Genomic DNA, 22,733 nt, shown 5'->3' with positions numbered 1-22,733 from the left:
CACTACAAAGTGACCATCACAATGAGCGCCGCAGCCACAACGAGCGGAATCTCCCACATGCCGATGCGCTTTGCAGTCCAAGTCTGACCATGCGCGGCGGTGAAGGGAATCCACCAGGCGCGAAGGGCTGCCACGATGAGCACGAGTTCCATGAGACCTGCCTGCCAGATGATGTGATGGCCGGAGGCGCTAAACCCGCTGGCGCTAAAGATGTTGAGAAACTCTTTGGTTAGCAGCGCTACGACTATTGCGGCAAAAGCGATGGCGCAGGCGGCGTGGAAGAGGATGGAGAACTGTGTAAAGCCTGGTGTCTTCCGCTCACGCACCATGGACTTCACCAGTGGGACCGTGCCAGAGAAATACAGCGCTAGGAAGGCAAAGCTGAGCCAAGCCCTGTTATCGATGTTGCTGAAGCTGGTCGCATAAGTCGCCATCGTGATGACGGGAACTAGAAGAGCGGAGGCCACCGTCGTGGCAATGCCACTCGCCATTGAACGCGGCCGGCCATGGAAGGTCTCCCAGAGTGCGATGGTCATGAGGGGCGTAAAGAACAGCGCCCAAACAACCAAGGCTGGCTGTAGGAAGAGTGCGGCCAGCATTGCCAGGCCGGCGATTGGCCCATAAACATAAAGCGGCTTGGTGTAACAGCGACGCCGCTGAGGTGTGCGGGCCTTGGCCACTAGGGACAGCGCAAAGAAACAGAAGTATCCGAAGAACCATGCGATGAGGATTGTGAATACGGTCAGCGCCGCACGCCAGCCTGGACTGGCTGAGGAGCTGAGCGTGGAGCCGAAGGAAGAAGCGGAAGCTGCGTTAGCGAAGTGGTGCAGCGCTGGCACGGTTACTGCCACGGCTGGTGCGATGAGCATCGCCCACGCGCCATGTTGGTTGGGACGCCACGGAGTAATGCCGTGCTTTGGGGACACAGGAACCCTTTCGCCATATCAAACTTTTGGATGATAGGGCGAATATAGCACCATTGGCTGTGTGTGAATCTTATTGCCCGACTTTGATCTGGCGGTACACCTTGTTCGTTAGGGCCTTGCTGTGGAAACGGCGAAACAATCCGCCATTGCGATGACGCATGTTCTCGATGGCGAATGCTCTTGCTGCCTCGAGGAGCTCAGGCTCAGCTCGCATAATGTCTGCTAGCTTCCCAAGCGGGTAGTAAACACCGACAGTTTCAACAAGGTTGTACTCGTGGCGCATCAACACCATGGGGAAGGAACTATCGGTGTACTTCACTACGTCACTACTGTGTTGCTGAAAATCCAGCACGTCAGTGAACGTATTGATGTAGCCGAAACCGTCTTCGAACTCATTGCGAATGTGCTCGCCGCGGCGGTCTGGCTTCAACAGCACGAGGGATTCGATAACGCCAGTATTTAGCGCGCAGTAGCGCGAATTGGAGTTTGTCGATGGCAGGTCGCTCAACGTCCAGTACTTCAGTTCCGTCTCCGGTGCGAGTGGCACAATCTCGGTGAGAGCAAAAGCCAAGTCAGTCAGTATGGCCTCAAAAGCTCTGCGGTCAGCGACCTTTTCGACCTTTGTACGGCGAAAACGCTGTGGAAGCTGAACAGCACTGAAGTCGAAGGAATCGCGGTACCCGGTGCGCTGAATCCAGTGATGCTGTTCCTCGACACTGAACTCATAGTCAAGCGGCGCCGGAGTCTGCGATCCCAGGTTGAATGTTCGGTTGCGCAGCTCGTACCCCGCGTGGATTTGGGCTCTGATCGTCTCCTGTTCAAGCGGGTCCAAGGGTTCTTCCTGTACCTGAGCGAATTGCACCGCCGCGATATCCGGCCATGCTGGATGATGCTTGGAGCCATGAGCATGAGTACGAAACCGCGTAGGCATGTGAATCGTTTTGCCCACATAACGTTCACCATTAGCGAACTCGATAATGTAAATCCCACGCTGACACGACCTTCCAAACAACGGTGCCAGCGAAGCCGCGGAATCAATCTCCCAGCGCTGAAAAGCTAAATTGATGGTCATAGAAAGCCTCTTTACGCGTAAATTCGGAAGCTGTTGTTACAGAGTTCTTCCTTAAATAATTCTATTGCCGATAGATCGGTTGACTGAATCGTCCCAGCGAAGTTAATCGCACGATCGCAGGACCCGAACAGATTCGTCTGTCGGAGCTGATTCGGCAGGTCTTTGCGGGGCGCGGCGACGGCCGCACCGTCGACGAAGTCGCCCCGCGCTCTCGGCACTCGGAGATGGCAGCCTGCCCGCTACGAATGCTATGGAAAATTCTCGGACCTGACATCGCGACGCACTGCGCTGGGTTTAAGAAGTAGGTTCAGCTGGGCTCACAGCATAAAGCGCGGCGTGAGCTGCCGATGCTATGGGGACTTCTACTCCAAGCGCAGCAAGCGCTCCGTCCCGCACCGTGCTTGCGCGACCACTCAGGTCTAGAGCCGTAAACGCAAAATCGTGGCCATGAATACGAAAATGTTGACGCCGGTCAAAAGCTGCTGTCGGTGCCCCCAGAGCTGCATAAACCATCGCGCCTGCGACCGGCCGGACTTCTCCTGTCTCAGCAAGTGCTGCTGTGTGTGCAAGCACGTAAGACTGGATTTGATAGAGGTGCCCAGACTTGAGAGTGTATCCAGTGTTCGTGCGGTTGCTCGTTGCCATAGATGCGAACTTGGCGTCGACGATGACTTCGGTGCCATCTGGTGCAGTGAGCATGATGTCCGTGAGCATTCGCGGAAGTTGTGCTTGTGTCGGTGAATTGAGAGGCCAGTTCATATACCGGGCTCCACTCACTGTCCATCCCACGGGCGTGAGGTGGTAGCGGTAGATTCCGAGCAGCGCCCGCTCGAAGAGCGCACGCAAGTATGTTTCGGTGACCTCTGCGCGGGCGAATGCGTGCGGACCCAGGCCGGAACGCGGAACAAAGAGATTGAGCAGCAACGAAGCTACGGCCGTGGGGTGGACATCGGCTGGGGAGAGTCGGCCGGTGGGTTCTGACGCCGACGAAACAAACGGCACCCCGACTGCTTCGAAGGAACGCGCCAGGCGACGACACCGTGTCGCCATCGTGGGATCCAGCTGTTGGATGAGCTTTTCTGCGTAACGCACGGCCCGAAGTAGGTAACGGTTGACGGGGTGGTCGCTGGTCAGCTCGTTAAACTCACACCGAATCTGTCCCTTGTCGAGCAGCCTGTGTCGCTGTGTGGCGTAGACGTCGATCTTGCCGCGCACGCGGTGGAGGGTTGCGGCACGACGGCTGAATCCGACGCTGAGCTCTCGGGTGAGACGACGCTCGACTGCCTCACACAGCATGGTGGTGAGCAAGACCGGCAACTCAGCATCTGCAGCATCGACCGCGGCGTCGGTGATGACCCCACGTCGGTATGCCTCAGAAGCATAAAGCTGCAGCAGCCATACGCTGCGCATCGGCACGTGCTTGCTGATGGACTCTGCAGAAGTCTCAGGCTCGAAGTTCACGAAGTGCTTCCTCCAAGACCTCAGGCTGGTCGTACCAGTATTCGCGCAGCAGCGGAGCTAGATCGGTGTCGATAATCGCGTCGAACCACTTGCGCGTCTCGTCTTCACTCAAAGGCTTCGACGACTTTCGTGGCGTCACGAAGCTATGGCCTACCCCGTAGTCGCGCCCCAGGTTCACGTCGTTAGCAATACGGTCGTTGAGCGCCGCGAGCTTCATACCGATGGTCGCGAGTGTCTCGCGGTCGTATCCACATTCAGTAGAACAGAAATGGAGCCATCGTTCATTGAACTGTGGCTGGAGGTCGACGAATGCGAAGCGTCGGCGCAGAGCCATGTCGACCATCGCGAGTGAGCGATCCGCTTGGTTCATCGTGCCGATGACGTAGAGGTTCTCTGGCAAGTAAATGGGTTCACTGTCAGGCGAGTAAATCGTGGTCAGTGCGTTTTCAGAGTTGCGCTTGTCTGCCTCAAGTAGCGTGAGCATTTCGCCAAAGATCTGCGCGGGGTTGCCGCGGTTGATCTCCTCGATAATGATGAAGTGCTTACGACCCTCGTCGTCACTGGCGGCTCTCACAGCCTTAAGGAATGGGCCCGGCTGAAGTCGGAGGTGGCCGTCACTGGCAGGGCGGAACCCTTCGATGAAGTCCTCATAAGAAGTCGATGGGTGGAACTGCACCGCAGTAATCGTCTCATCCGAGGAATCCTCGAGCATGGCGTAAGCGAGCTTGCGACCAAGCCACGTCTTGCCGGTTCCTGGTGGGCCTTGCAGAATGAGGTTCTTCTTCTCACGCCAGCGTCGGAGAATGGTTTCCAACTGTTTTCGGTTGAGGAAGCATCCAGCATTGAGAATATTTTGCACGGAGTATGTTTCTTGGGCGCCCTCCGCGAGCTCCTCGGGTTCTGATTCGGCCGGAGTTTCCTCTTCAGTTTGAGCAAATTGGAATGCAGTGGCCGATAAACCAGCAAATGTCGGCGGATCGATGGTTGAATCCGCTAGCCAGTCGGAGACATCGGACAGCGCGGCGAGATAGGACGCGCCATCCGTGACGGTACCGATTATGTCGATCCCCATCCCATCTTCGGACTTGAGAAAGTCGGCGTTGCGTCGATCGAGCGCCATGAATGTTTCAGGGCGAATCCAGAACAACCCCATGGTGTATGCAACCTGCGAGCGGTCTTTGACCGCCGTGTCGTAAGCGTTGATGAAGTCACCACGGGAGTGCCCGTGCTTTTCGCGCGGGTTGAAGCGAAGCGCCGCCTCGAAGAGCTCCCAAATGTCGTCGTAGAAGGAAGTATTGCCGGGGTCGCTGTTTTTCGATTCAAAGCGCGCTGACAAGTTATTGCGCACGGGCAGTCCGTCCACGGAGGAGGGAACCTCGGCGCTGATATCGAACGCTTCCTTGAGCCCTCGATAGATAGCTTCCTTGTTGGACATCGTGAGTGAGCGGTTGATGAGGGCATAGACCGTGAACGGATCGATATCCGTGGCCTCCTCTTTACCGTTTTCAGTTGACCATTCCCACAGCATATTGAACAGCGATGGGCGCTCCGATAGCCGTGCAGCCTCACGAAGTGTATCCAGCAGCGCTGTGCGATCATGACGATAAGACAGAAGTCGCTCTGCGAATTCGCGATTGAAGCTAATCCAGTCGAGCGTAAACGACTCTGCTGGGGAGAAATCCTGCACGTTGAAGTCCGGGTCCCCAGAACCGTCGATGACCGACAAAAAGCGCTCGTGTGCGTTGTTCCTTTTCACCTGCGAGATCGTCAGCAAGCTGGTGATGGAGCGACGCAGATCGATTCCTAATTCATCGCGGCGGAATGGTTCGTCACTCCACTCGATCGGAACGCGAAGATGAGCCTCGACGTCAGGTTCGCTGCGGTCAATGGTGACAGGACCAGTGACCGTACCGTGGTACACCGCACCATGGACATGGTTGCTCGGCATAAGAACGATGTCGCCCACTTGGAGCTTCGTGCGGAAGCGGTAAAGTTGCCCTGCCTGGGTATTGATCTGGCCGCGCTTCCACTCGGGATAGGTGGCCCGCATGGCCTTTTTGATCTCGTCAAGGGTCTCGGCATTTTCTACCTCTTCGCTGTAGTACAAGCCCGGTAGACCGAGGTTTTCTTGAAGGGCACGCTTCTCACGTACGCCATCTTTGCCAGCGCGGAGAACCCAGACGTAATCATCGCTTGTTTCGGGCTCGTCGGCATCGTCATCAGACGAGGATTTTTCGATCGTCCCCTTCGCTTCGAGAACACGGTCACGTAGCTTCACAAACTCTCGCTGTTGTTCGCGGCTCAGCGGGTAGGGATTGTCCTTGAGCCACTCGATGCCTTCGGGGGTGATTTGAGTGACGCCACGATCATTGCTGGACAGTAACCCGGAACGCCGAAGCTCCCAAATGGCCCATCCAGCGCGATCTTCGTACGCGAGCTTAGTTGCTAACTTGCGGTACGCTTCGTCTCCAAAATCTCTTTCGGAGACGAGGCGAACGGCTTCTTTGTATTCGCTGCGGTGGTGTGGCTTTCCATCCGCGGCGACCTCGAGGACCACCGGCAACATGGACTGCCAGTTATAAATCTGTGAGCTCATCTCTACTCATCATCCTCTCGAATACTTTCAACAATCCGCACCGTCTCCACCGCCACGCGCATGACCTTCGCGATGAGGTCCACGATGTACCGCGGATTTCCCACCTCGTCAGCCCAGTCGTTGGGGTCGTTGACGATTCCCGATGCCTTGTCCTTCTTCACTTGGTACCGGTCAATAATCCACGCCAGCGCAGACCGTGAGCCGAGCATATACTCGTCCGCCTCCGCCGGGATATCGCGCACGGTCACGGACTTGTTGTAAATGAGAGTTGTAACGTCGTTGACGTTCTTACCCGTCTTCGAGTCCTTCTTCTTCTTCGCCCACTTCATCTTCTGCACGCGCCATGTTTCGCGGTCGTTCTCGTCCGCCGATGCCTTCACATCCACCGTGACCGGCCACGGCTCCACGTCCTCGTAGTTCACATGCAGATCCATGAGCTCCCGGCCGGCGGCAGCCAGCTGGTCGAACCGCGCCCGCGACGTCGGCGTTTCGATATGCGGCAGCATCTTCTTCAAATCCCCCGCGTATATCTCCCGATAGTTCGGGTCGTGCAGCTTGCCGTAGACAAAGTGGAAGATATCGTCAGAAGTGACATCCGCCCCCAGGGCGTCGCGGTAGAGCGCCTTGATCTCATCGGTGATGTTGTCCTTGCGCACATACCCCGCAACGACCTCACCGACCTGCCCATACATCGAGGACTCGCCTTCGCTTATCGACGCCCCTTCGCCGAACAACCCACCATCTTCAGCGTCCACAGGTTCCCAGGTGAAACGCGAGAAGAACTGTGAAGTCGCGAGGGTGTGAAGATCAGGCATGATCTTCGTCGCCAGCGTCCCCAGTGGCACGCTATCGCCTGGACTGGTGGTTACGTATCCAATGTTGTGGTGTTGTTGTGTCGGGAACATCGACGGGAGGCGACCAGTCCTGTCATTTAGTTCTCGGTTGAAGTAGCAATGCTGCCGGTTAAAAGGTCGATACATCACCTCTCGGAGACTTGTGCGGTCAAACGTTAGTATGCGCCTGGATACGAGTAGAGAATCTAACTTCGAAGACCACTTGATCCGCTTCGGATCAATCTCAGCTTTTGAACTGAGAGAATTGAAAAACTCAATCGAGCCTTGTACATCAGTTTCGAGATCACGTTGGCTGAAGCGATACACCCAACTGTCACGGTTAGTCTTTAAACCTGCAGAGAAATTTTTGAAGATTGCTGGAACCTCATCTGACTTCTTGTCGCCTAAAACAGGCCACGTCTCGAAGTCCTCATCGCGCTGATTGAGCCAGTCCCCGTAAATATTGGGCTCAATAATTTGCCAATCGACATTATCGAGCGTGGAGCGATCAACAATCGCAAGTTTTTCGTCGGCACTGAGGTAGTCGCCAATATCGCGGTAGTGGATACACACATCGTCGGGGATTTCACGTTTAACGGCGATAATGATGGCAACGGTATTACGGCTGCCGGAACCGAATACCTTGCCGCCTTCTTTGCGGGACTGTTCGCCGACTGTACGTTGGTTACCACGAAGGTTGTACACGTAAATGTCGCTGAGTTCATCGTCAAGAGACAACCGAACTCCGTCAGCGGTGTTGCCATCGATCCATCCGCCGTTGGATACAAAAGCCATGACACCGTGTGTACCGAGTCGGTCTATGGACCAGCGGAATGCACGTAGATAGGAGTCGTACAGAGAGTTCTTAAGCTGAGCACTTGAGTTCGCTGCAAAAGTCTCTTCGATTCGCTTGTCAAGAGTCGGATACTTGAGATTCGCGTTGTTGTCATTTGCACTGGTTTGCCCCTTTGAATAGGGAGGATTACCAATAATGACATTGATCGGTGCATCGATCTGGCGTTGGATGGCTGCGTTGTTTTCCTTGAAGACCTTGAGGTCGAGGATGTCGCCTTCTTCGTGGATCTGGAAGGTATCGGCAAGTGCGATGCCGTCGAAGGGGACGTACTCGGGCTCGGGTTCGCCATTGCGTTGGGCGCGTTCGCCCTGGAGTGCGTTGTAGGTGGTCTCGATGTTGACCGCGGCGACGTAGTAGGCGAGCAGCATGATCTCAGTGGCGTGGAGCTCGGTCGCGTACTTGCGGGCGAGGTCCTCCGGCTCGATGAGGCCGGACTGGAGGAGTCTGACCATGAACGTGCCGGTGCCGGTGAAGGGGTCGAGAATGTGGACGCCTTCGTCGGTAAGGCCCTTGCCGAAGTGCCAGCGGGAGATTTGGTCCGCGGAGCGCAGGATGAAGTCGACGATTTCGACCGGGGTGTAGACGATGCCGAGGGCCTCGGACTGTTTCTTGAAGGCTTTGCGGAAGAATCGTTCGTAGAGGTCTTTGATCACTTGCTGCTTGCCGGAAGCGGAGGAGACCTCGGAGGCGCGGATGCGGACCGACTCGTAGAACTTCGTCAGAGACTCGGTCTCCGACTCGAGCTTGGCGTCCGAGAGCGCGTCGACCATGCGCTGCATGACGCGGGCGACCGGGTTGTGCGCGGCAAAGTCGTGCTCGGTGAACAGTGCATTGAACACCGGGGCGGTGATCAGGTGCTGCGAGAGCATGCTGATCGCTTCGTCCTCGGTAATCGAGTCGTTGAGGTTCCCGCGCAGGCCCTCGATGAAGACCTCGAATTCCTTGCGGATCGTGTCATCCGCGGCATTGATGAGTGCCTTGATGCGAGCGATTTGTGCTTCGGCGATCGTGGCGACATCGTCAGCCCAGTCTTCCCAATAAGTACGTGTGCCGACCTTGTCGACCAGCTTGACGTACATGGCTTCCTGCCAGGCCTCGAGGGAGAACAGAGTCATCTGCTCCGCGGTGAGTTCCTGCTCGCTGGAAGCTTCGGACTGGCCGGTTGGGGAGGTATCGGAAGCATTGAGCCTATTCTTGGCCGTGGCCGGATCGTCGTCGGCAGGCTTGTCGTTTGGCTTCGAGTTTGGTACGGGCTGAACATCGATGGGCAGCTTAACTTTCTCGTTGAGCGCAATCGAGTTGACCTTAGCGTTGAAGCGGTCATCGTGGGCGCGCAGGGCGTTGAGGATCTGCCAGACGACGCGGAAGCGCGTGTTGTCATTGAGGGCCTGGGACGGGGAGACTCCCGGCGGGATGGCGACGGGCAGGATGATATAGCCGTAGTCCTTGCCCTCGGCTTTGCGCATGACGCGGCCGACGGACTGGACGACGTCGACCATGGAATTGCGCGGGTGGAAAAAGATGACGCTATCGAGGGCGGGGACGTCCACGCCTTCGGAGAGACAGCGGGCGTTGGTAAGGATGCGGGTTTCGTCTTCGGGGATGGAGGACTCAAGCCACGAGATCTTATTGCCGCGCTCGAGGGCGTTCATGGTGCCATCGACGTGCTCGACGGCGACCTGAAGATCGATGTTGAGCAGGCTGACGTCGTTGGTGGCGGCGTGGTCCTTGAGCTGTTCTTGGTACTGGCGGATGAGCGTGGGGAAGGTCTCTTGGATGGTCTTCGAGGCCTTGATGTCCTTGGCGAAGGCGACGGTGCGGCGCATGGGTTGGGCGTTCGCTTCAAAGCCGGACTTGGTGTCTTGCTCGGCACCCGAACGCTTCGCGAGTCCGTTCCACGCGCCGATCATGGCAGAGGCAGTGGTGAGGTTGATTTCGTTGGTGGGGTTGGTAGCGAGGACGTCGGCGGCGATGTCTTCCTCGACGGTCATGACGAGAACCTTGTAGTCGGTGAGTAGACCCTTGTCCACGGCCTCGCCGAAGCCGAGGCGGTAGAACTCGGGGCCGTAGATGGCCTCGTCATCCATGGAGGCAAGCTCCGCGGAATGCTCAGCGGCCTTGCCCTTTATATTGTCATCGAACAGGCGGGGAGTCGCGGTCATGTAGAGACGCTTGCTAGCCTTGATGTATTTTTCGTCGTGAATCTTCACGAAGTTGGAGGCATCCTCCCCGGCGAGGGTGACGCCGGTGGTGCGGTGAGCTTCATCGCAGATGACGAGATCGAAGTCGTCCATGCCGAGTTCCTGGGCCTCGTGAATGGCCTCAATGGACTGGTACGTGGAGAAGATGACGTTGATACCGGCACGACGCTTGCCCTGCGCGGTGCGCTCGGCAATGTTCTTGCCGTTGGTAGAGACCGGAACCTCCAAGTCATAGGAGGCAATGTCTTCAGCCTTCTTGGAGACCTTCGTATCCGAACAGACTGCGTAGGACTTCAGCGGCAGGTGCTCCTGGTTCTGTGCGGTCCATTCTTTTAACGTCTGCGAGAGCAAGGAGATGGAGGGAACGAGGAAGAGGACGCGGGCCTTGTTGCCGTTGAGCTCCGCGAAGCGCTCCGCCAGACGCAGGGCGGTAAACGTCTTTCCCGTACCGCACGCCATGATGAGCTTTCCACGGTCGTGTGTTTCAAAGCCTGCGATAGCCTTCGAGATCGCTTCTTGCTGGTGCGGGCGCGGGGAGAAAACCTCGCGCCGGGTGAGGTTAATTTCGATCTCAGAACCCGGGAAGGTCACATCCCAGTCGATAGGGGATTCTGCAATCGCTGCCGTGCCGATACGGTTGGTTGGGATGAGCTGGTGCTCCAGCATCGCCTCAGCATTTTTTGACCATCGCTCCGACGTGGAAATGATGATCCGCTGTGCGAAGGATTCTGTGCCCTTGTCTGTAGTAAACGAGTGTCCGGATGCCTCAAAGAAGGAATCGAGGTGACGCTTCTGAATATAGGTATCCGGCTTGTAGAACTTGCACTGGATGGCAACCCACGCGTCGTCATCGGCGCGCCGGGCAACGAGGTCGATGCCGGTGTCTTGTTTACCGCCGTTGAACTCCCAATCGCTCCAGCGGCTGACTTCCGAGAACTGCTCTTGGAGGACGGGATCGGTTCGGAAGTAATTGACCATTAATTTCTCGAACTTAATGCCGTACGAGCCTTGAGGCTGATTTTCACGGAGCTGGGATAGGACTTCACCGAAAGCAGACATGGTGTCCATTATGGACTACACATGAGTACTCCACTTCCAAATGGTGGCGATGTCGTACAGTGAGCTGGCTGAATGACCATCTTTCAGGTTGAGAGTTTCTCCTTCATCAAGAATCCTGATACCTCAACTCCTGATGTGCGCGGTATCGCGTCCCTCCGCAGCTTAGTGCTAACGGGGGAGGCGAGGGGCGGCGTCGGCAAGCGTGTGCGTCTGGTCGCTTGCCTTGGCTAGCTTGGCCTCTTAGTCGAGGTAATCGCGCAGCACCTGGGAACGCGATGGGTGGCGTAGCTTCGACATGGTCTTGGACTCGATCTGGCGAATACGTTCGCGGGTAACGCCGTAGACTTGGCCGATTTCGTCTAAAGTGCGCGGCATGCCATCGGTCAAACCAAAGCGCAGGCGAACCACGCCAGCCTCACGCTCGGAGAGAGTCGTCAGCACATCCTGAAGCTGGTCCTGCAGCAAGGTGAAGGATACGGCGTCGACAGCGATGACTGCCTCGGAATCCTCAATGAAGTCACCCAGCTGAGAATCGCCCTCATCACCAATGGTCTGGTCCAGGGAGATGGGCTCGCGAGCATACTGCTGGATTTCCAGCACCTTTTCCTCGGTGATGTCCATTTCCTTCGCCAGCTCCTGCGGGGTGGGCTCACGGCCCAAGTCCTGCAGCAGCTCACGCTGGATGCGGCCAAGCTTGTTGATGACCTCTACCATGTGCACTGGAATGCGGATGGTGCGGGCCTGGTCTGCCATAGCGCGGGTAATAGCCTGGCGAATCCACCACGTGGCGTACGTGGAAAACTTGTAGCCCTTGGTGTAGTCAAACTTCTCCACGGCGCGGATAAGACCAAGGTTTCCTTCCTGAATGAGGTCAAGGAAAGCCATACCGCGGCCGGTGTAGCGTTTCGCAAGCGAAACGACGAGTCGGAGGTTTGCCTCCAGCAGGTGGTTCTTTGCCTTGCGTCCATCACGGGCAATAGCCCGCATGTCACGCTTTTCCATGGGGGAGAGCTTGGCGGCCTTATCGCCTTCGGCGCGGGCCTTTTCCATCTCGTCCATGCGGTACTGCGCGTAGAGGCCTGCCTCAATGCGCTTGGCTAGCGAGACCTCTTGCTCCGCGTTGAGCAGTGCGACCTTACCGATCTGCTTGAGGTAGGCACGAACGGAGTCAGCAGACGCAGTAAGTTCTGCGTCCTTACGGGCCTGACGCAGGGCAGCAGACTCGTCCTCGTCCCAGACGGAGGAGCCATCGTCCTCGTCCTCGTCGTCAGCATCCTCGCCTTCAAGATCATCTTCGTCGCCGAACTCGTCATCATCGTCGATGTCGGCGTGATCCGGATCAAAGTCCAAGTCCGCGTCGTCGACTGCGTCAGCGTCCAAGTCGTCAGTCTGGTCCTCGATCAGGTCCTCATCAGACTCGGTTGCTTCAGAATTCTCCTCCGGAGACGTCGCCTTCTTGGCTGCCGACTTCCGGACGGTCTTCTTAGCTGTCTTCTTCGTAGCCTTCTGAGCGGACTTGCGAGTGGTTTTCGTAGCCGTCTTTTTGGCCGCCTTCTTGGCAGTCTTTTTAGCTGTTTTCTTCGCAGTCTTCTTAGCGGTCTTTTTAGCCGTTTTCTTTGCCGTCTTTTTAGCGGTCTTCTTTGCCGTCTTCTTGGCGGTCTTCTGTGCAGGTGCAGATGCCTCGGAGGTGTTCTCGCCTTCACCGAGTACCTGGTCTGAAGAATCAGTGGCTGCCACGTACGCCCTTTCGACTTGCTCTCTATGTGGAAAAATGGGGAATCGCAAAGTCATCGCAACTAGTCCCCGATGCTAGCCCGCCTCCGAGATGAGCAGGAGAGGCGCGCCGCTCAATATTGGGTAATCGACAGCCCAGTATAGATCATTTTCGCCTACTGGCGGTGACTGGGGTCAACTAGGAAAGTTTAACGCTCCTCTGATTATGGGCGGATACCTTCTTTTGCCGCCATGGCAGCGCCGACGATACCTGCCCGATTGCGTAGTTGAGCTGCCACAACGGGGGTTTCAATGCTCAGATGCTCGCCCCACTTGTCGAACTTGCGGGAAATGCCACCGCCGATAACAAATGCGGACGGGTTAAACAGTGCCTCGTATTCATACAGCACTCGGTTCACGCGCTTGGCCCACTGTTTGGTCTTGAGGGCCTCGCGATCCTTGACTGCGGAGGACGCCTGGTGCTCTGCTTCTTGCTCTCCCACGATGAGGTGGCCGATTTCGGTATTGGGGAAAAGTTGGCCGTCGAGAAGGAACGCAGAACCAATACCGGTGCCGAGAGTAAGGAAGATAACCGGGCCCGTGCGGACTATGTCGTCACCGTAAGCAACTTCGGCGAGGCCGGCCGCGTCGGCGTCGTTCAGCACAGTAAAAGGCGTATCGAGGAACTGGCTCAACAACTCCTGGGCGTTAATACCGATCCAGGATTTGTCAATGTTGGCGGCGCTGCGGACGACCTGGTTTTTGATCACTGCGGGCAGGGTGATGCCAACGGGGCCGTTCCAGCCCTTCTCGGCGACGATCTGAGCAATAACCTCAGCAACGGCCTCCGGAGTCGCGGGCTTGGGGGTAGCAATCTTGAGGCGGTCGCCCACGAATTCACCGGTAGCGAGATCTACCTCGGCGCCCTTGATTCCGGAGCCGCCGACATCGATACCGAAAGAGTGGCCCTCATGGTGAGGTGCTTGGTGCTGTGAGTGTTGCGCAGTCATGGTGTCTAGTTTAAGCAACTCTCCCGCATGATGTGCAGGCATTCCGGTGCCATCTAGGTGTGGCAAAGGCGACATAGGCGGCGCCGGAAAGAGGCGGAGTGCCTTCTGTGTGAGGTGGATTAAGGTAATTTTTCTAGGCGGAAAAAGCCACGAAAAAAGGAGTCTGTAATGGGGAAATGCTCAAGGAGAATGATGCGGGGGTGAACAGAATCGTGCCCCCGCGGCGAGGCGAGTGTGACAGTAAGGCGCGCGTGGTTTAGGATGCCGTCGATAAATACACATTCCTATCGATCTGACACACAGGGGCGAATACTATGGCCACCGATTATGACGCACCGCGTCGCCGAGCTGAAGACGAGCTTGAGGCTGACTCTCTCGAGGGTCTCAAGGCAGCAGAGAACGATAACAATGGCATGGATGATGACGGTGAAATTGTTGAGGCGTTTGAGCCGCCGTCAGTTGACCTGACGGGCGAAGAGCTCAACGTCACCGTTGTTCCGCGCAAGGACGACGAATTCACCTGTTCGGTATGTTTTCTTGTCCAGTCCAACAAGCGCTTGGATCACGAAGAGAACGGTGAACTTGTGTGCAAGGATTGTGCTTAACAGCGTTGCTTAAGCATGTCGCCCTTGAGCGGGCTGTGGCCACTGCGAGCCGTTGTTGGCCACTGTGGGTACTGAAGACACTGTGACGCCCTCAGCGGGCCGCGCTCGCCCCGGCCTGGTCGGGAAGGAAAGCGGCGAGCAGTTTCTCGGGGTCCTTTGAACCAATGAGCCAATAGGGGGTGGGGTCTTCGGGGTCATCGAGGACGAGCATGACGTGCTCAGGAACCCAACCGTGCGTGACAATAAAAGCTGCTGGGTCCAGCTGCGGGCCGAGTGCATTTCGACGTGCGGTGGCGGGCACCGCAGTGCTGCGCGCGACCACATCGTGGGGCAGCTGGGCCTCCTTGACCGTCAGCCACCTAGTGCCGTCACTGTCTTGCTCCACGCGCACGACAGTGTTGGACCATGTCAGCAGCGCCCATACAGCGATGGCGGACAGCAAGATAGCGGGAATGATGACCCATAGAATTCCGCGGTTCAGGCTGACCGTTGCTGTACTAATCACCACAACGAAAGCTGCCATTAGCCACCAGTACCACGGCACCCACTGGCGCTCGCGGTAGAGAACAACCGGGGAATCAGCAGCAGGGGTCTGCTCGGCTGGCGAGGAACTGGAAGTCATGGCCCTCGATTCTAGTCACCATTCGATGAGTGGCCTAACCTCCCAGGGGAGCATGAAGGGCGTGAGCACCCCTGGGACGTGGAACCTAGGTAGAGGGGACAAGGTAGGCTGGGCCGAGTGAATGAGCAACACCCCCTTGTAGATCCGGTCAGTCCTTTTGGTGATGTCAAGGTAAAGCGCCTTGATAAAGAGCTTCCGTTGCCAAAGCGCGCCCATCGAGGCGATGCTGGCGCGGATCTTTATGCCGCACATGATGTCACCTTGCGCCCCGGTGAACGCGCTCTGGTTGGCACCGGTATTGCGATTGCCCTGCCGCTGGGCACGGTGGGATTGGTCCACCCGCGCTCAGGTCTGGCTGCCAAGCATGGCATCTCCGTCACCAATACTCCGGGGACTATTGATGCAGATTACCGCGGGGAGATTAAGGTATGTCTCATTAATCACGATCCAACCGAGACCTTCGAGGTTGAGCGCGGTATGCGCATTGCGCAGCTCATCGTGCAGCGCGTGGAGCTGGTGGGTTTCAACGAGGTCGAGGAGCTTGATGACACCGCACGCGGCGACGGTGGCTACGGTTCCACCGGCGTGAACTAGTACCCCAGTAGATCCCCAGTAGACACTGAACGAACATCGTTCGTGCCCACACCGATTAGCAGAAAGGCAGAGACAATGGCGTTGTGGCCCTTTGGCAAGAAGAACAAAGAGAACAGCTCAGAGAGCGCTGTTGAGCGCGACGAGGCAGCGTCGGGTGTTGCCGCACCGGCACACGCAGAAAACGACGCTGCAGCTCCCATCGAGGCTTCGGAGAACACCGCGGCTGAGTCTTCGCACTCAGCAGGCCTTGTGAGCGAGGACAATGATAATGCTGATAGTGCCGATAGTGCCGCAGCGCGGGGCATTAAGGCCGTAGCTCACGATGCTGTCAATGGTGACATGGGCCCCTACGATGGCGACACCGTTAATATCGCAGAATTCAACTTCGAAGATTTCTCTGTCGGTTTGCTTGACCTTGGCTCGATGCGTATCCCGCTGCCTAAGGGTTCCCAGGTACAGGTAGAGATGGGGCAGGACGGCCCCCGTATGCTTCACATCCTCACCCCGCATGGTCGGATGACTCCGGTGGCTTTCGCTGCTCCGCGCACCTCGGGCCAGTGGTCGGAGTCCGCAGCCGACATCATTCATGGCTTGGAGTCTGATGGCTTTTCTGCCCACCCGGAGGATGGGCCATGGGGTTCGGAAATCGTTGGCACCAGCGACAAGGGCGGCATCCGCATCATCGGTGTGGAAGGCCCGCGCTGGATGTACCGCCTCACGCTGGCAGCCCCAGCGGGGAAAGAAGAGGAGCTGGCTAAGCTCGGCCGCGAAGTCGTTGCCCGCACCTTCATCTACCGCGGTGAGGACCCGATCCTTGCTGGTAGCTCCCTGCCCGTGATGCTGCCGCAGCAGCTAGCGGAGCAGGTTTCGCAGGCTCTACAGCAGCGCCAACAAGAGGCAGCGGCCAACAACGCAGACGCCGGCGCCCAGGACACCGCCGGCAGTCGCGAGAACGAAACTCCTGCAGAAGCTCAGGCTCGCGAACAGCTGCGTGAGCTCGATGACACGGACAAGAACTAACAGTACCTACAAGGACCACTCACCACCGTGACCACACCTAATCCTGACGCGGATAAGCACGAAGCCGCTACATCTACCGCTACTTCTCTGGACAACGATGGCGCTGCGCCGGACACAGTGGGAGAAGAGTCGGCGACGGCAGAAGCCAACGCTGAGCCTTCCCTCCTAGAGCAGATGGGCGGCCTTACTGGCTTAGTCTCAGCGACGTTGCCGGTACTCGTCCTCATCCCGGTGAATAATGTCTGGGGCCTGGGGCCGGCTCTCTTCGCTGCCTTGGGTGTGGCGTTGCTCATTAGCGTGTGGCGCCTCCTGCGCAAGGAAACGCTTCAGCCGGCCCTATCGGGCCTGCTAGGAGTAGGCATTTGTGCGGGCATCGCGTGGTTTACAGGGGATGCCAAAGGCTATTTCCTTTACGGAATTTGGATGTCGTTGGTGCTCTTTATCGTTGCGATGATATCCATCGTCGCGCGCTGGCCGTTGGTTGGCGTGGTATGGAAGGGCCTCAACGGCGATGACATGAGTTGGCGTACGATTCCGAAGGCACGCCGTGCCTATGCATGGGCTACAGCGGGCTGGGCTGTGGTTTTCATCGCCCGTTTTGCTGTGCAACGCGCGCTGTACGACGCCGACGCGACCACCACCCTGGGTATTGTCCGCATCATCATGGGCTGGCCCCTTACCGGCGTCGTCACCCTGCTCACTATTTGGATGGTGCGCCGTGCCAATGCGGCTGTGGACGAAGCTTCAGAAAACACCAAGGACGCTACTACTCAGGACGCTACTACTGAAGTCGCCACCACTGAGAAGGAGTCCGTCGATGACTAATCCCGACGCCACGTCCTCTGCCGCTGAGGCGGCTCAACCTGTCACAAAGGGGCAGTCCTTCGACATCACTATCGAGCGGATGGCGCATGGAGGAGTAGGCATCGGTGCAGCCCCGGATGGCCGTGTGTGCTTCGTTGCAGGAGGCTTCCCAGGAGATCGTCTCACCGTGACCGCACGAAAGGTCAAGAAGGCTTTCGTAGAGGCAGAACGTGATGCAGTAATCGAGCCAGGGGAGTGCCGCGTGGAGTCCTCGTGCCCGGCAGCACAGCAAGGAGCCGGTTGTTGCGATTTCGCCGAATTGGACCCAGCCGCGGAACCGGGAATCAAGGTTGAGGTCTTGCTTGACCAAATTCGCCGCGTTGCGCGCATTGAACACACCCCCGAGGTCGAGAGCATCGACCTGCAACCGCAACGAGGCTGGCGGACGCGGGTACGGCTGGGCGTCGACAAGCAGGGGCGTGCCGGGACGAGAAAACGTGGTTCGACCGAACTCATCACGAACGTGGCCTGTAGTCAACTAGTACCGGGGCTGGTCGACGGCCTCGTTGGCCCCAATTCCCGTACCTTCACACCTGGTGCAGAGGTCATTGCCGTTATGGACAGCGATGGCAACCGCCACGTCGTGGAATCTCGTAAAGCACCGAGGGGACGCCGGGTCGAAACCGTGCGGGAGGTTATCGAGGCCCCGACGAAGAATGTGGTCCAGCGAGCGGATGGCCGCGAGTTCCGCTTCCCGCCCACAGCCTTCTGGCAGGCACACGTCGCAGCGCCTGATACCTATACGCGCATCGCGCGCGAGTGGCTTGCGCCAGCCAACGGTGACGGCGTCCAGTCGGACGAGGTACGTAGTGACGTTGCGCAGCTAGTGGCGTGGGATCTCTATGGAGGTGTGGGACTGTTCGTGCCAGCTCTAGCGGAGGTCACTGCCCCGCAGGGAGGACACACCACGGTGTATTCCGTTGACTATTCTCCCGCAGCTTCTGGCGCGCAACCCGGGCTGAAGGGAATCGATGTGGAGTTTCGCACCGCCACAGTCGAGGAGGTTGCGGCCCAGCTGCCGAAGCCGGTCAGCGTGATTCTGGACCCTCCACGCACCGGTGCAGGTGCTGATGTTATCGCTGCAGTAGCTGTGGCGGAGCCTCGAAAAGTGCTGCATGTTGGTTGCGACCCTGCAACCTTTGCCCGTGACCTCGCCGCGTGGTCGGAGCACGGTTATCGACTGCAGCGTTTAGCCATGGTTAACGCTTTCCCGGGGACTCATCATTTTGAAACTTTGGCACTGCTCGTCCCTGCTGCCTAAGACAGAAGAGAAGCACTGCCTAATGATTGTCGTGTCACGTACATAAGCGGGTACGGTGGTAAAGAAAGTACGAAAGATGAAGGGGTTGACGGCAGCTCTATGAGTATTCTGGATTCCATTGAATCGCCAGCTGATCTCAAGGCTCTGAGCAAGACGCAGCTGGCCGAGCTCGCGGCGGATATCCGCCAGCGCCTCATTGAGAAGGTATCGGTCACCGGTGGACACCTCGGCCCCAATTTGGGCGTGGTTGAGCTCACCGTGGCGATTCACCGCGTCTTTGACTCTCCTCGTGATCCCATCGTCTTCGATACCTCTCACCAGTCCTACGTGCACAAGATGTTGACTGGCCGCACCGCGCAGTTCGATACTCTGCGCCAGAAAGGTGGCTTGTCTGGCTACACCGACCGCACTGAGTCAGAACATGACTGGACCGAATCTTCGCACGCGTCGGCCGCACTGTCCACGGTGGATGGCTTATCTAAGGCCTTTAAGATTCGCGGCGAATCGCACCGCAACGCCGTGGCCGTCGTGGGTGATGGCGCCCTGACCGGTGGCATGTGCTGGGAAGCGCTGAACAATATTTCCGCGGATAAAGACCGCAACGTGGTCATCGTAGTTAATGACAACGGCCGTTCTTATTCGCCCACTATTGGCGGGCTATCAGAAAACCTTGGTCGTATCCGTGCACAGCATGGATACGACGAGTTCATGGAACTGGGTAAAAAGCGCCTGAAATCCATGGGCTGGGTCGGTGAGCGTACTTTTGATGCCCTTCATGCCATGAAGGAAGGCGTGAAGTCCACCGTCATGCCCACGGAGATGTTCCCGGAGCTCGGTATCAAATACGTCGGTCCTATCAATGGCCACGACATTGATGCGGTTGTCCGCGCACTGAGCTATGCCCGAGATTATGAGGGGCCCATCATCGTCCACACGGTGACGGAGAAGGGACATGGTTTTGCCCCGGCCGTCAATGAGCCGAAGGACCAAATGCACTCCACAGGTGCTATCGACCCGGTGACTGGCGTGTCCAAGGGGCAGAAACAGCCAGGGTGGACCGCAGCCTTTTCTGAAGAGCTCATCAAGGCAGGTCACGCTCGCGAGGATATTGTGGCAATCACTGCGGCAATGGCTGGGCCTACTGGCTTGGCGCCTTTCCAAGAAGAGTTTCCGGAGCGCTTCTTTGACGTAGGTATTGCTGAGCAACATGCAATGGCCTCTGCTTCCGGCTTGGCTTTGGCCGGGATGCACCCGGTGGTGGCCGTGTATTCCACCTTCCTCAACCGCGCGGTGGACCAAGTCATTATGGACATTGCTTTGCTCAAGCAGCCAGTGACCATTGTGCTTGATCGCGCGGGCGTAACAGGCTCCGATGGTCCTTCACACAACGGTGTGTGGGATATGGCGTTTATGAGCATCGTGCCGGGCATGCGCATTGCCGCACCGCGCGATGGTGCTCGACTCCGTGAGCTCTTCAACGAGGCTATCGCTATCGATGATGGCCCCACGTGCGTCCGTTTCCCCAAGGGGAACCTGCTCGAGGATACCGACGAGCTCAAGCGCTTGGATGATGGCGTGGACATCCTGCACTATTCTGACGACGCTGAAGAGGAAGCGACCGATGTCCTCATTGTCTCTGTCGGCGCAATGAGTACCCGCTCACTGGGGGCGGCGGAACTGCTTGAGGCGCGCGGCTTCAACGTCACGGTGGTGGACCCACGGTGGCCAGTGCCCGTTGCGCAGTCCATTGTGGCGCTGGCTGCCGACCATGACCTTGTCGTGACTGTCGAGGATGGCGTGCTGCGCGGCGGCGTGGGCTCCATGGTCGCCGAGGCCCTGGACGCAGCAGATGTGGATACTCCGGTGCATCGCCTCGGCGTACCGAGCACTTTCCCGCGCCACGCCAGCCGTGGAGAAATTCTTGAGGAATTCGGCATTACCCCGCAGGGGATTGCGCAGTCGGTTGAAGAGTGGGTAGCTGCGCGCAGTGACGATGCAGGCTTGGGAGAAGCCTAACCGCCGAAGGCGTGGAGGCCGTCTGCGATGAGCGGGGTAGCAAGTTCTACTTGCCATTCGCGCGCTCCTTGGGAAAGCAAGAAGCCGGGAATGTCCCCAGAACCAGAAATCTCGCCGGCAACTCCGCCTTCAGGTCCCAAGGCAGCCCACACGGCTGCGCGGACAAGGCTGGGCTTAAGGATGAGTTCGTAGTTCATGGTGAGCTCGTCACCGAGGTCCTCGAAGGCACTGCGAATGTCTTGATACACAGACCAAAGCTCCGGGAACTCGCGGGTAAAGACAGACTTTGAGGGCACAGGTTGCGGGCTGCGTAGCTGGACCGGCCATTCTTCTTTCGGGCTCTTAAGCGCCGTGGTGACGGCATCGAGCCATTGCAGGGTCGCTCCGCCGCGGCGGCGGGGAAAGCCTTTGATTTTGTTGATCTCGTATGGCGTGGTGGGAACTCGGCGCGCGATCTCCACGAGCACGCGATGGGGAAGCAGGCGATTAGGGGCGAGGTCCTGCGAACGTGCTATAGATTCGCGGCGTTGCCACAGCTCACGGGCTACAGCGAGCTGCTCGCGCGAACGCAGGGAGGATACGCCTTTGAGCTCGCGCCACGAACGCGGCTCTGGCGCGGTGATGCCTGCGTGTTCAGCGGCGATATGGTCAAATTCTTCGTAGGCCCAGTCCAGCTTCTCTTCCTCTGCGAGGATATCGCGCAATGCTACTGCCAGTTCGTTGAGGAGCTCAACGTCGAGTGCTGCGTAGTTGCGCCGTTTCTGCGGGATGGGGGTTTCAGACCAGTCGGAATCGCCAAAGCCCTTTTCCAACTCGACGTCGAAAAGCTCCAGTATCATGGCACCCAGGTTGGGATGCGCAAAACCTGCGAAGCGGGCGGCCAGCTCCGTATCGAACAGCGTTCCCGGGTAGAGGCCGAGCCACGCCAAAGAAGGAAGATCAGAAGGCGCTGCGTGGAGAACCCAGTCTTGCCCAGTAAGTACGGGCGCCAGCGCGGCGGTAAACTCCGCACGGTGATTCTCTGGGGCTAGCAGAACCGTTCCGGCGCCTTCTCGGCGAATCTGCACGAGGAAGGCGCGGTCATCGAAGCGGTAGGCGGAGGCGCGCTCGGTATCGATAGCAAAAGGTCCAGTACCAGCTGCGAGTTGGTCGGCGGCCGCATGGAAGTCACGCGGGGACGCGAGGACCTTCGGGGTACCATCCTTGGGCACGTGGCGCAGTTCGGTCATCCCTGGGCCTCCTCCGTGAGCTTGTGTATCGCCGTGCTTAGCGGCCGAGTTCGGCCACGCCTTCCGGCGGCAGGCCGGCAACGAGCGCTAGCACCTGGGAGAATGCCTCGACATGTGGAGCTAGGTCTAGGCCCTCAGCAGTCCAGGACGCGCGCATCTCAAGCTGGTAGGCACGCGGCGGGCCGCCGATTTCACCAAAGCGCACTGAGGATGTTGACGTTACGGTTCCGCCCAGATTGGTGTGGGTAGCCTCGCGCAGCTCGAGGGATTCGGTGAGCCACTCCCAGGCGACGTCGGGAAGCAGCGGATCGCCTGCTACCGAATCCTCTAGGTCAGCCTGAATGTAGGCGACAAGGCGCATGGCACCTTCCCACGCTTCTTCAGCACCTGGGTCGTGTAAAAGGATGAGACGGCCGAACGCATCGCCTTCGGAATCGGTTGGGACGATATCTGCGTCGTGGTGTCCGCGCTCAACCTCCAAGCCAATGGCATGGCTAAACGGCGCGAGGCGCTGCGGCGGGCGGATGGTGCCCAAGGTGATTTCAGAGCGCAGCTGCGCTGCATGGAGGGACTCGACGGCCTGAGTGAAAGCGGCCGGAGTCGACGGCTCTGCTGACTGGGAGCCGTTGGCGGACGAAGCGCGGTCGTGCAGGTTGGTTGGTGCCCCTGCCAAGGTGCGCGATGAAACGTCGGAATTGCTCACGGGAAACAACGTATAAGTTCTGTGCGGCAAGCGGGGGAAGGCGCGCCGTGGGCTGGTGGCGCAAGGCAAGGTCTACAACTTATGATGGATAA

16 protein-coding genes are annotated in these 22,733 nt (G+C 58.1%); 6 read left to right on the top strand and 10 right to left on the bottom strand.

What is annotated here, in order from left to right:
• Positions 1-2: 2 nt before the first annotated feature.
• From I6J26_RS01090 to ppgK, 7 genes are all read right to left on the bottom strand, one after another.
• Positions 3-926 carry a YwiC-like family protein gene (locus I6J26_RS01090; RefSeq protein ID WP_115022455.1) on the bottom strand — a complete coding sequence of 308 codons (924 nt, stop codon included), beginning with the start codon at positions 924-926 and terminating at the stop codon, positions 3-5.
• Positions 927-996: 70 nt separating this feature from the next.
• The gene (locus tag I6J26_RS01085) at positions 997-1,998 is read right to left on the bottom strand and encodes a GIY-YIG nuclease family protein (RefSeq protein WP_115022453.1); all 1,002 of its coding nucleotides are present in this window, start codon (positions 1,996-1,998) and stop codon (positions 997-999) included.
• 294 nt (positions 1,999-2,292) lie between these two features.
• Complete coding sequence (locus tag I6J26_RS01080; protein WP_115022451.1) at positions 2,293-3,459, bottom strand: 5-methylcytosine restriction system specificity protein McrC; 1,167 nt, start codon at positions 3,457-3,459, stop codon at positions 2,293-2,295.
• Entirely contained in the window at positions 3,443-6,055 is a 2,613-nt protein-coding gene (locus I6J26_RS01075; RefSeq protein ID WP_115022449.1) for an AAA family ATPase, read from the bottom strand. Before I6J26_RS01075 ends, I6J26_RS01080 begins: the two co-directional genes overlap by 17 nt.
• A 2-nt stretch (positions 6,056-6,057) precedes the next feature.
• Positions 6,058-11,004: a DEAD/DEAH box helicase gene (locus I6J26_RS01070; RefSeq protein ID WP_115022447.1), complete on the bottom strand. Its 4,947-nt coding sequence runs from the start codon at positions 11,002-11,004 to the stop codon at positions 6,058-6,060.
• Between the two features lie 240 nt (positions 11,005-11,244).
• A complete protein-coding gene (locus tag I6J26_RS01065) occupies positions 11,245-12,741 on the bottom strand; it encodes an RNA polymerase sigma factor (RefSeq protein ID WP_115022445.1) in 1,497 nt (498 codons plus the stop codon).
• 200 nt (positions 12,742-12,941) lie between these two features.
• A complete protein-coding gene (gene ppgK / locus I6J26_RS01060; protein ID WP_115024376.1) occupies positions 12,942-13,727 on the bottom strand; it encodes a polyphosphate--glucose phosphotransferase in 786 nt (261 codons plus the stop codon).
• A 314-nt stretch (positions 13,728-14,041) separates the two neighbouring features.
• Here ppgK and I6J26_RS01055 point away from each other — a divergent pair, with 314 nt between their 5' ends.
• A complete protein-coding gene (locus I6J26_RS01055; protein WP_115022442.1) occupies positions 14,042-14,332 on the top strand; it encodes a DUF4193 domain-containing protein in 291 nt (96 codons plus the stop codon).
• Positions 14,333-14,423: 91 nt separating this feature from the next.
• Here the strand turns inward: I6J26_RS01055 and I6J26_RS01050 are convergent, their stop codons facing one another.
• On the bottom strand, positions 14,424-14,954 hold the full coding sequence (locus I6J26_RS01050) for a DUF3093 domain-containing protein (protein ID WP_115022439.1): 531 nt from the start codon (positions 14,952-14,954) through the stop codon (positions 14,424-14,426).
• 117 nt (positions 14,955-15,071) lie between these two features.
• On the opposite strand from I6J26_RS01050, the gene dut reads away from it, so the two are divergent.
• From dut to dxs, 5 genes are all read left to right on the top strand, one after another.
• Positions 15,072-15,548, top strand: a complete 477-nt coding sequence (gene dut, locus I6J26_RS01045; protein WP_115022437.1) for a dUTP diphosphatase — start codon at positions 15,072-15,074, stop codon at positions 15,546-15,548.
• 75 nt (positions 15,549-15,623) lie between these two features.
• The gene (locus tag I6J26_RS01040; protein ID WP_115022434.1) at positions 15,624-16,568 is read left to right on the top strand and encodes a DUF3710 domain-containing protein; all 945 of its coding nucleotides are present in this window, start codon (positions 15,624-15,626) and stop codon (positions 16,566-16,568) included.
• A 174-nt stretch (positions 16,569-16,742) separates the two neighbouring features.
• Positions 16,743-17,393, top strand: a complete 651-nt coding sequence (locus tag I6J26_RS01035; RefSeq protein WP_115024374.1) for a DUF3159 domain-containing protein — start codon at positions 16,743-16,745, stop codon at positions 17,391-17,393.
• Complete coding sequence (locus tag I6J26_RS01030) at positions 17,386-18,693, top strand: class I SAM-dependent RNA methyltransferase (protein WP_115022432.1); 1,308 nt, start codon at positions 17,386-17,388, stop codon at positions 18,691-18,693. The genes I6J26_RS01035 and I6J26_RS01030 overlap by 8 nt, the downstream gene beginning before the upstream one ends.
• Before the next feature lie 99 nt (positions 18,694-18,792).
• Entirely contained in the window at positions 18,793-20,709 is a 1,917-nt protein-coding gene (gene dxs / locus I6J26_RS01025; protein ID WP_115022429.1) for a 1-deoxy-D-xylulose-5-phosphate synthase, read from the top strand.
• Here the strand turns inward: dxs and I6J26_RS01020 are convergent.
• Both I6J26_RS01020 and I6J26_RS01015 read right to left on the bottom strand, forming a co-directional pair.
• Entirely contained in the window at positions 20,706-21,938 is a 1,233-nt protein-coding gene (locus I6J26_RS01020; RefSeq protein WP_115022427.1) for an HRDC domain-containing protein, read from the bottom strand. The two genes, dxs and I6J26_RS01020, sit on opposite strands and share 4 nt — an antisense overlap.
• Before the next feature lie 37 nt (positions 21,939-21,975).
• Entirely contained in the window at positions 21,976-22,641 is a 666-nt protein-coding gene (locus I6J26_RS01015) for a DUF3000 domain-containing protein (RefSeq protein WP_395858302.1), read from the bottom strand.
• Positions 22,642-22,733: the final 92 nt, after the last annotated feature.

It is taken from the genome of Corynebacterium minutissimum (assembly GCF_016889765.1).
Classification (GTDB): domain Bacteria; phylum Actinomycetota; class Actinomycetes; order Mycobacteriales; family Mycobacteriaceae; genus Corynebacterium; species Corynebacterium minutissimum_B.
Note: the sequence above shows the minus strand (reverse complement) of the source record. Positions and strands in the feature narration are given on the sequence as shown.

Coding starts and splice junctions, on each gene's coding strand:
- ppgK (WP_115024376.1), bottom strand. CDS start 13,727: ATGACTGCGCAACACTCACAGCACCAAGCACCTCACCATGAGGGCCAC.
- I6J26_RS01030 (WP_115022432.1), top strand. CDS start 17,386: ATGACTAATCCCGACGCCACGTCCTCTGCCGCTGAGGCGGCTCAACCT.
- I6J26_RS01055 (WP_115022442.1), top strand. CDS start 14,042: ATGGCCACCGATTATGACGCACCGCGTCGCCGAGCTGAAGACGAGCTT.
- I6J26_RS01050 (WP_115022439.1), bottom strand. CDS start 14,954: ATGACTTCCAGTTCCTCGCCAGCCGAGCAGACCCCTGCTGCTGATTCC.
- I6J26_RS01035 (WP_115024374.1), top strand. CDS start 16,743: ATGGGCGGCCTTACTGGCTTAGTCTCAGCGACGTTGCCGGTACTCGTC.
- I6J26_RS01085 (WP_115022453.1), bottom strand. CDS start 1,998: ATGACCATCAATTTAGCTTTTCAGCGCTGGGAGATTGATTCCGCGGCT.
- dxs (WP_115022429.1), top strand. CDS start 18,793: ATGAGTATTCTGGATTCCATTGAATCGCCAGCTGATCTCAAGGCTCTG.
- I6J26_RS01040 (WP_115022434.1), top strand. CDS start 15,624: ATGGCGTTGTGGCCCTTTGGCAAGAAGAACAAAGAGAACAGCTCAGAG.
- I6J26_RS01075 (WP_115022449.1), bottom strand. CDS start 6,055: ATGAGCTCACAGATTTATAACTGGCAGTCCATGTTGCCGGTGGTCCTC.
- I6J26_RS01020 (WP_115022427.1), bottom strand. CDS start 21,938: ATGACCGAACTGCGCCACGTGCCCAAGGATGGTACCCCGAAGGTCCTC.
- I6J26_RS01070 (WP_115022447.1), bottom strand. CDS start 11,004: ATGTCTGCTTTCGGTGAAGTCCTATCCCAGCTCCGTGAAAATCAGCCT.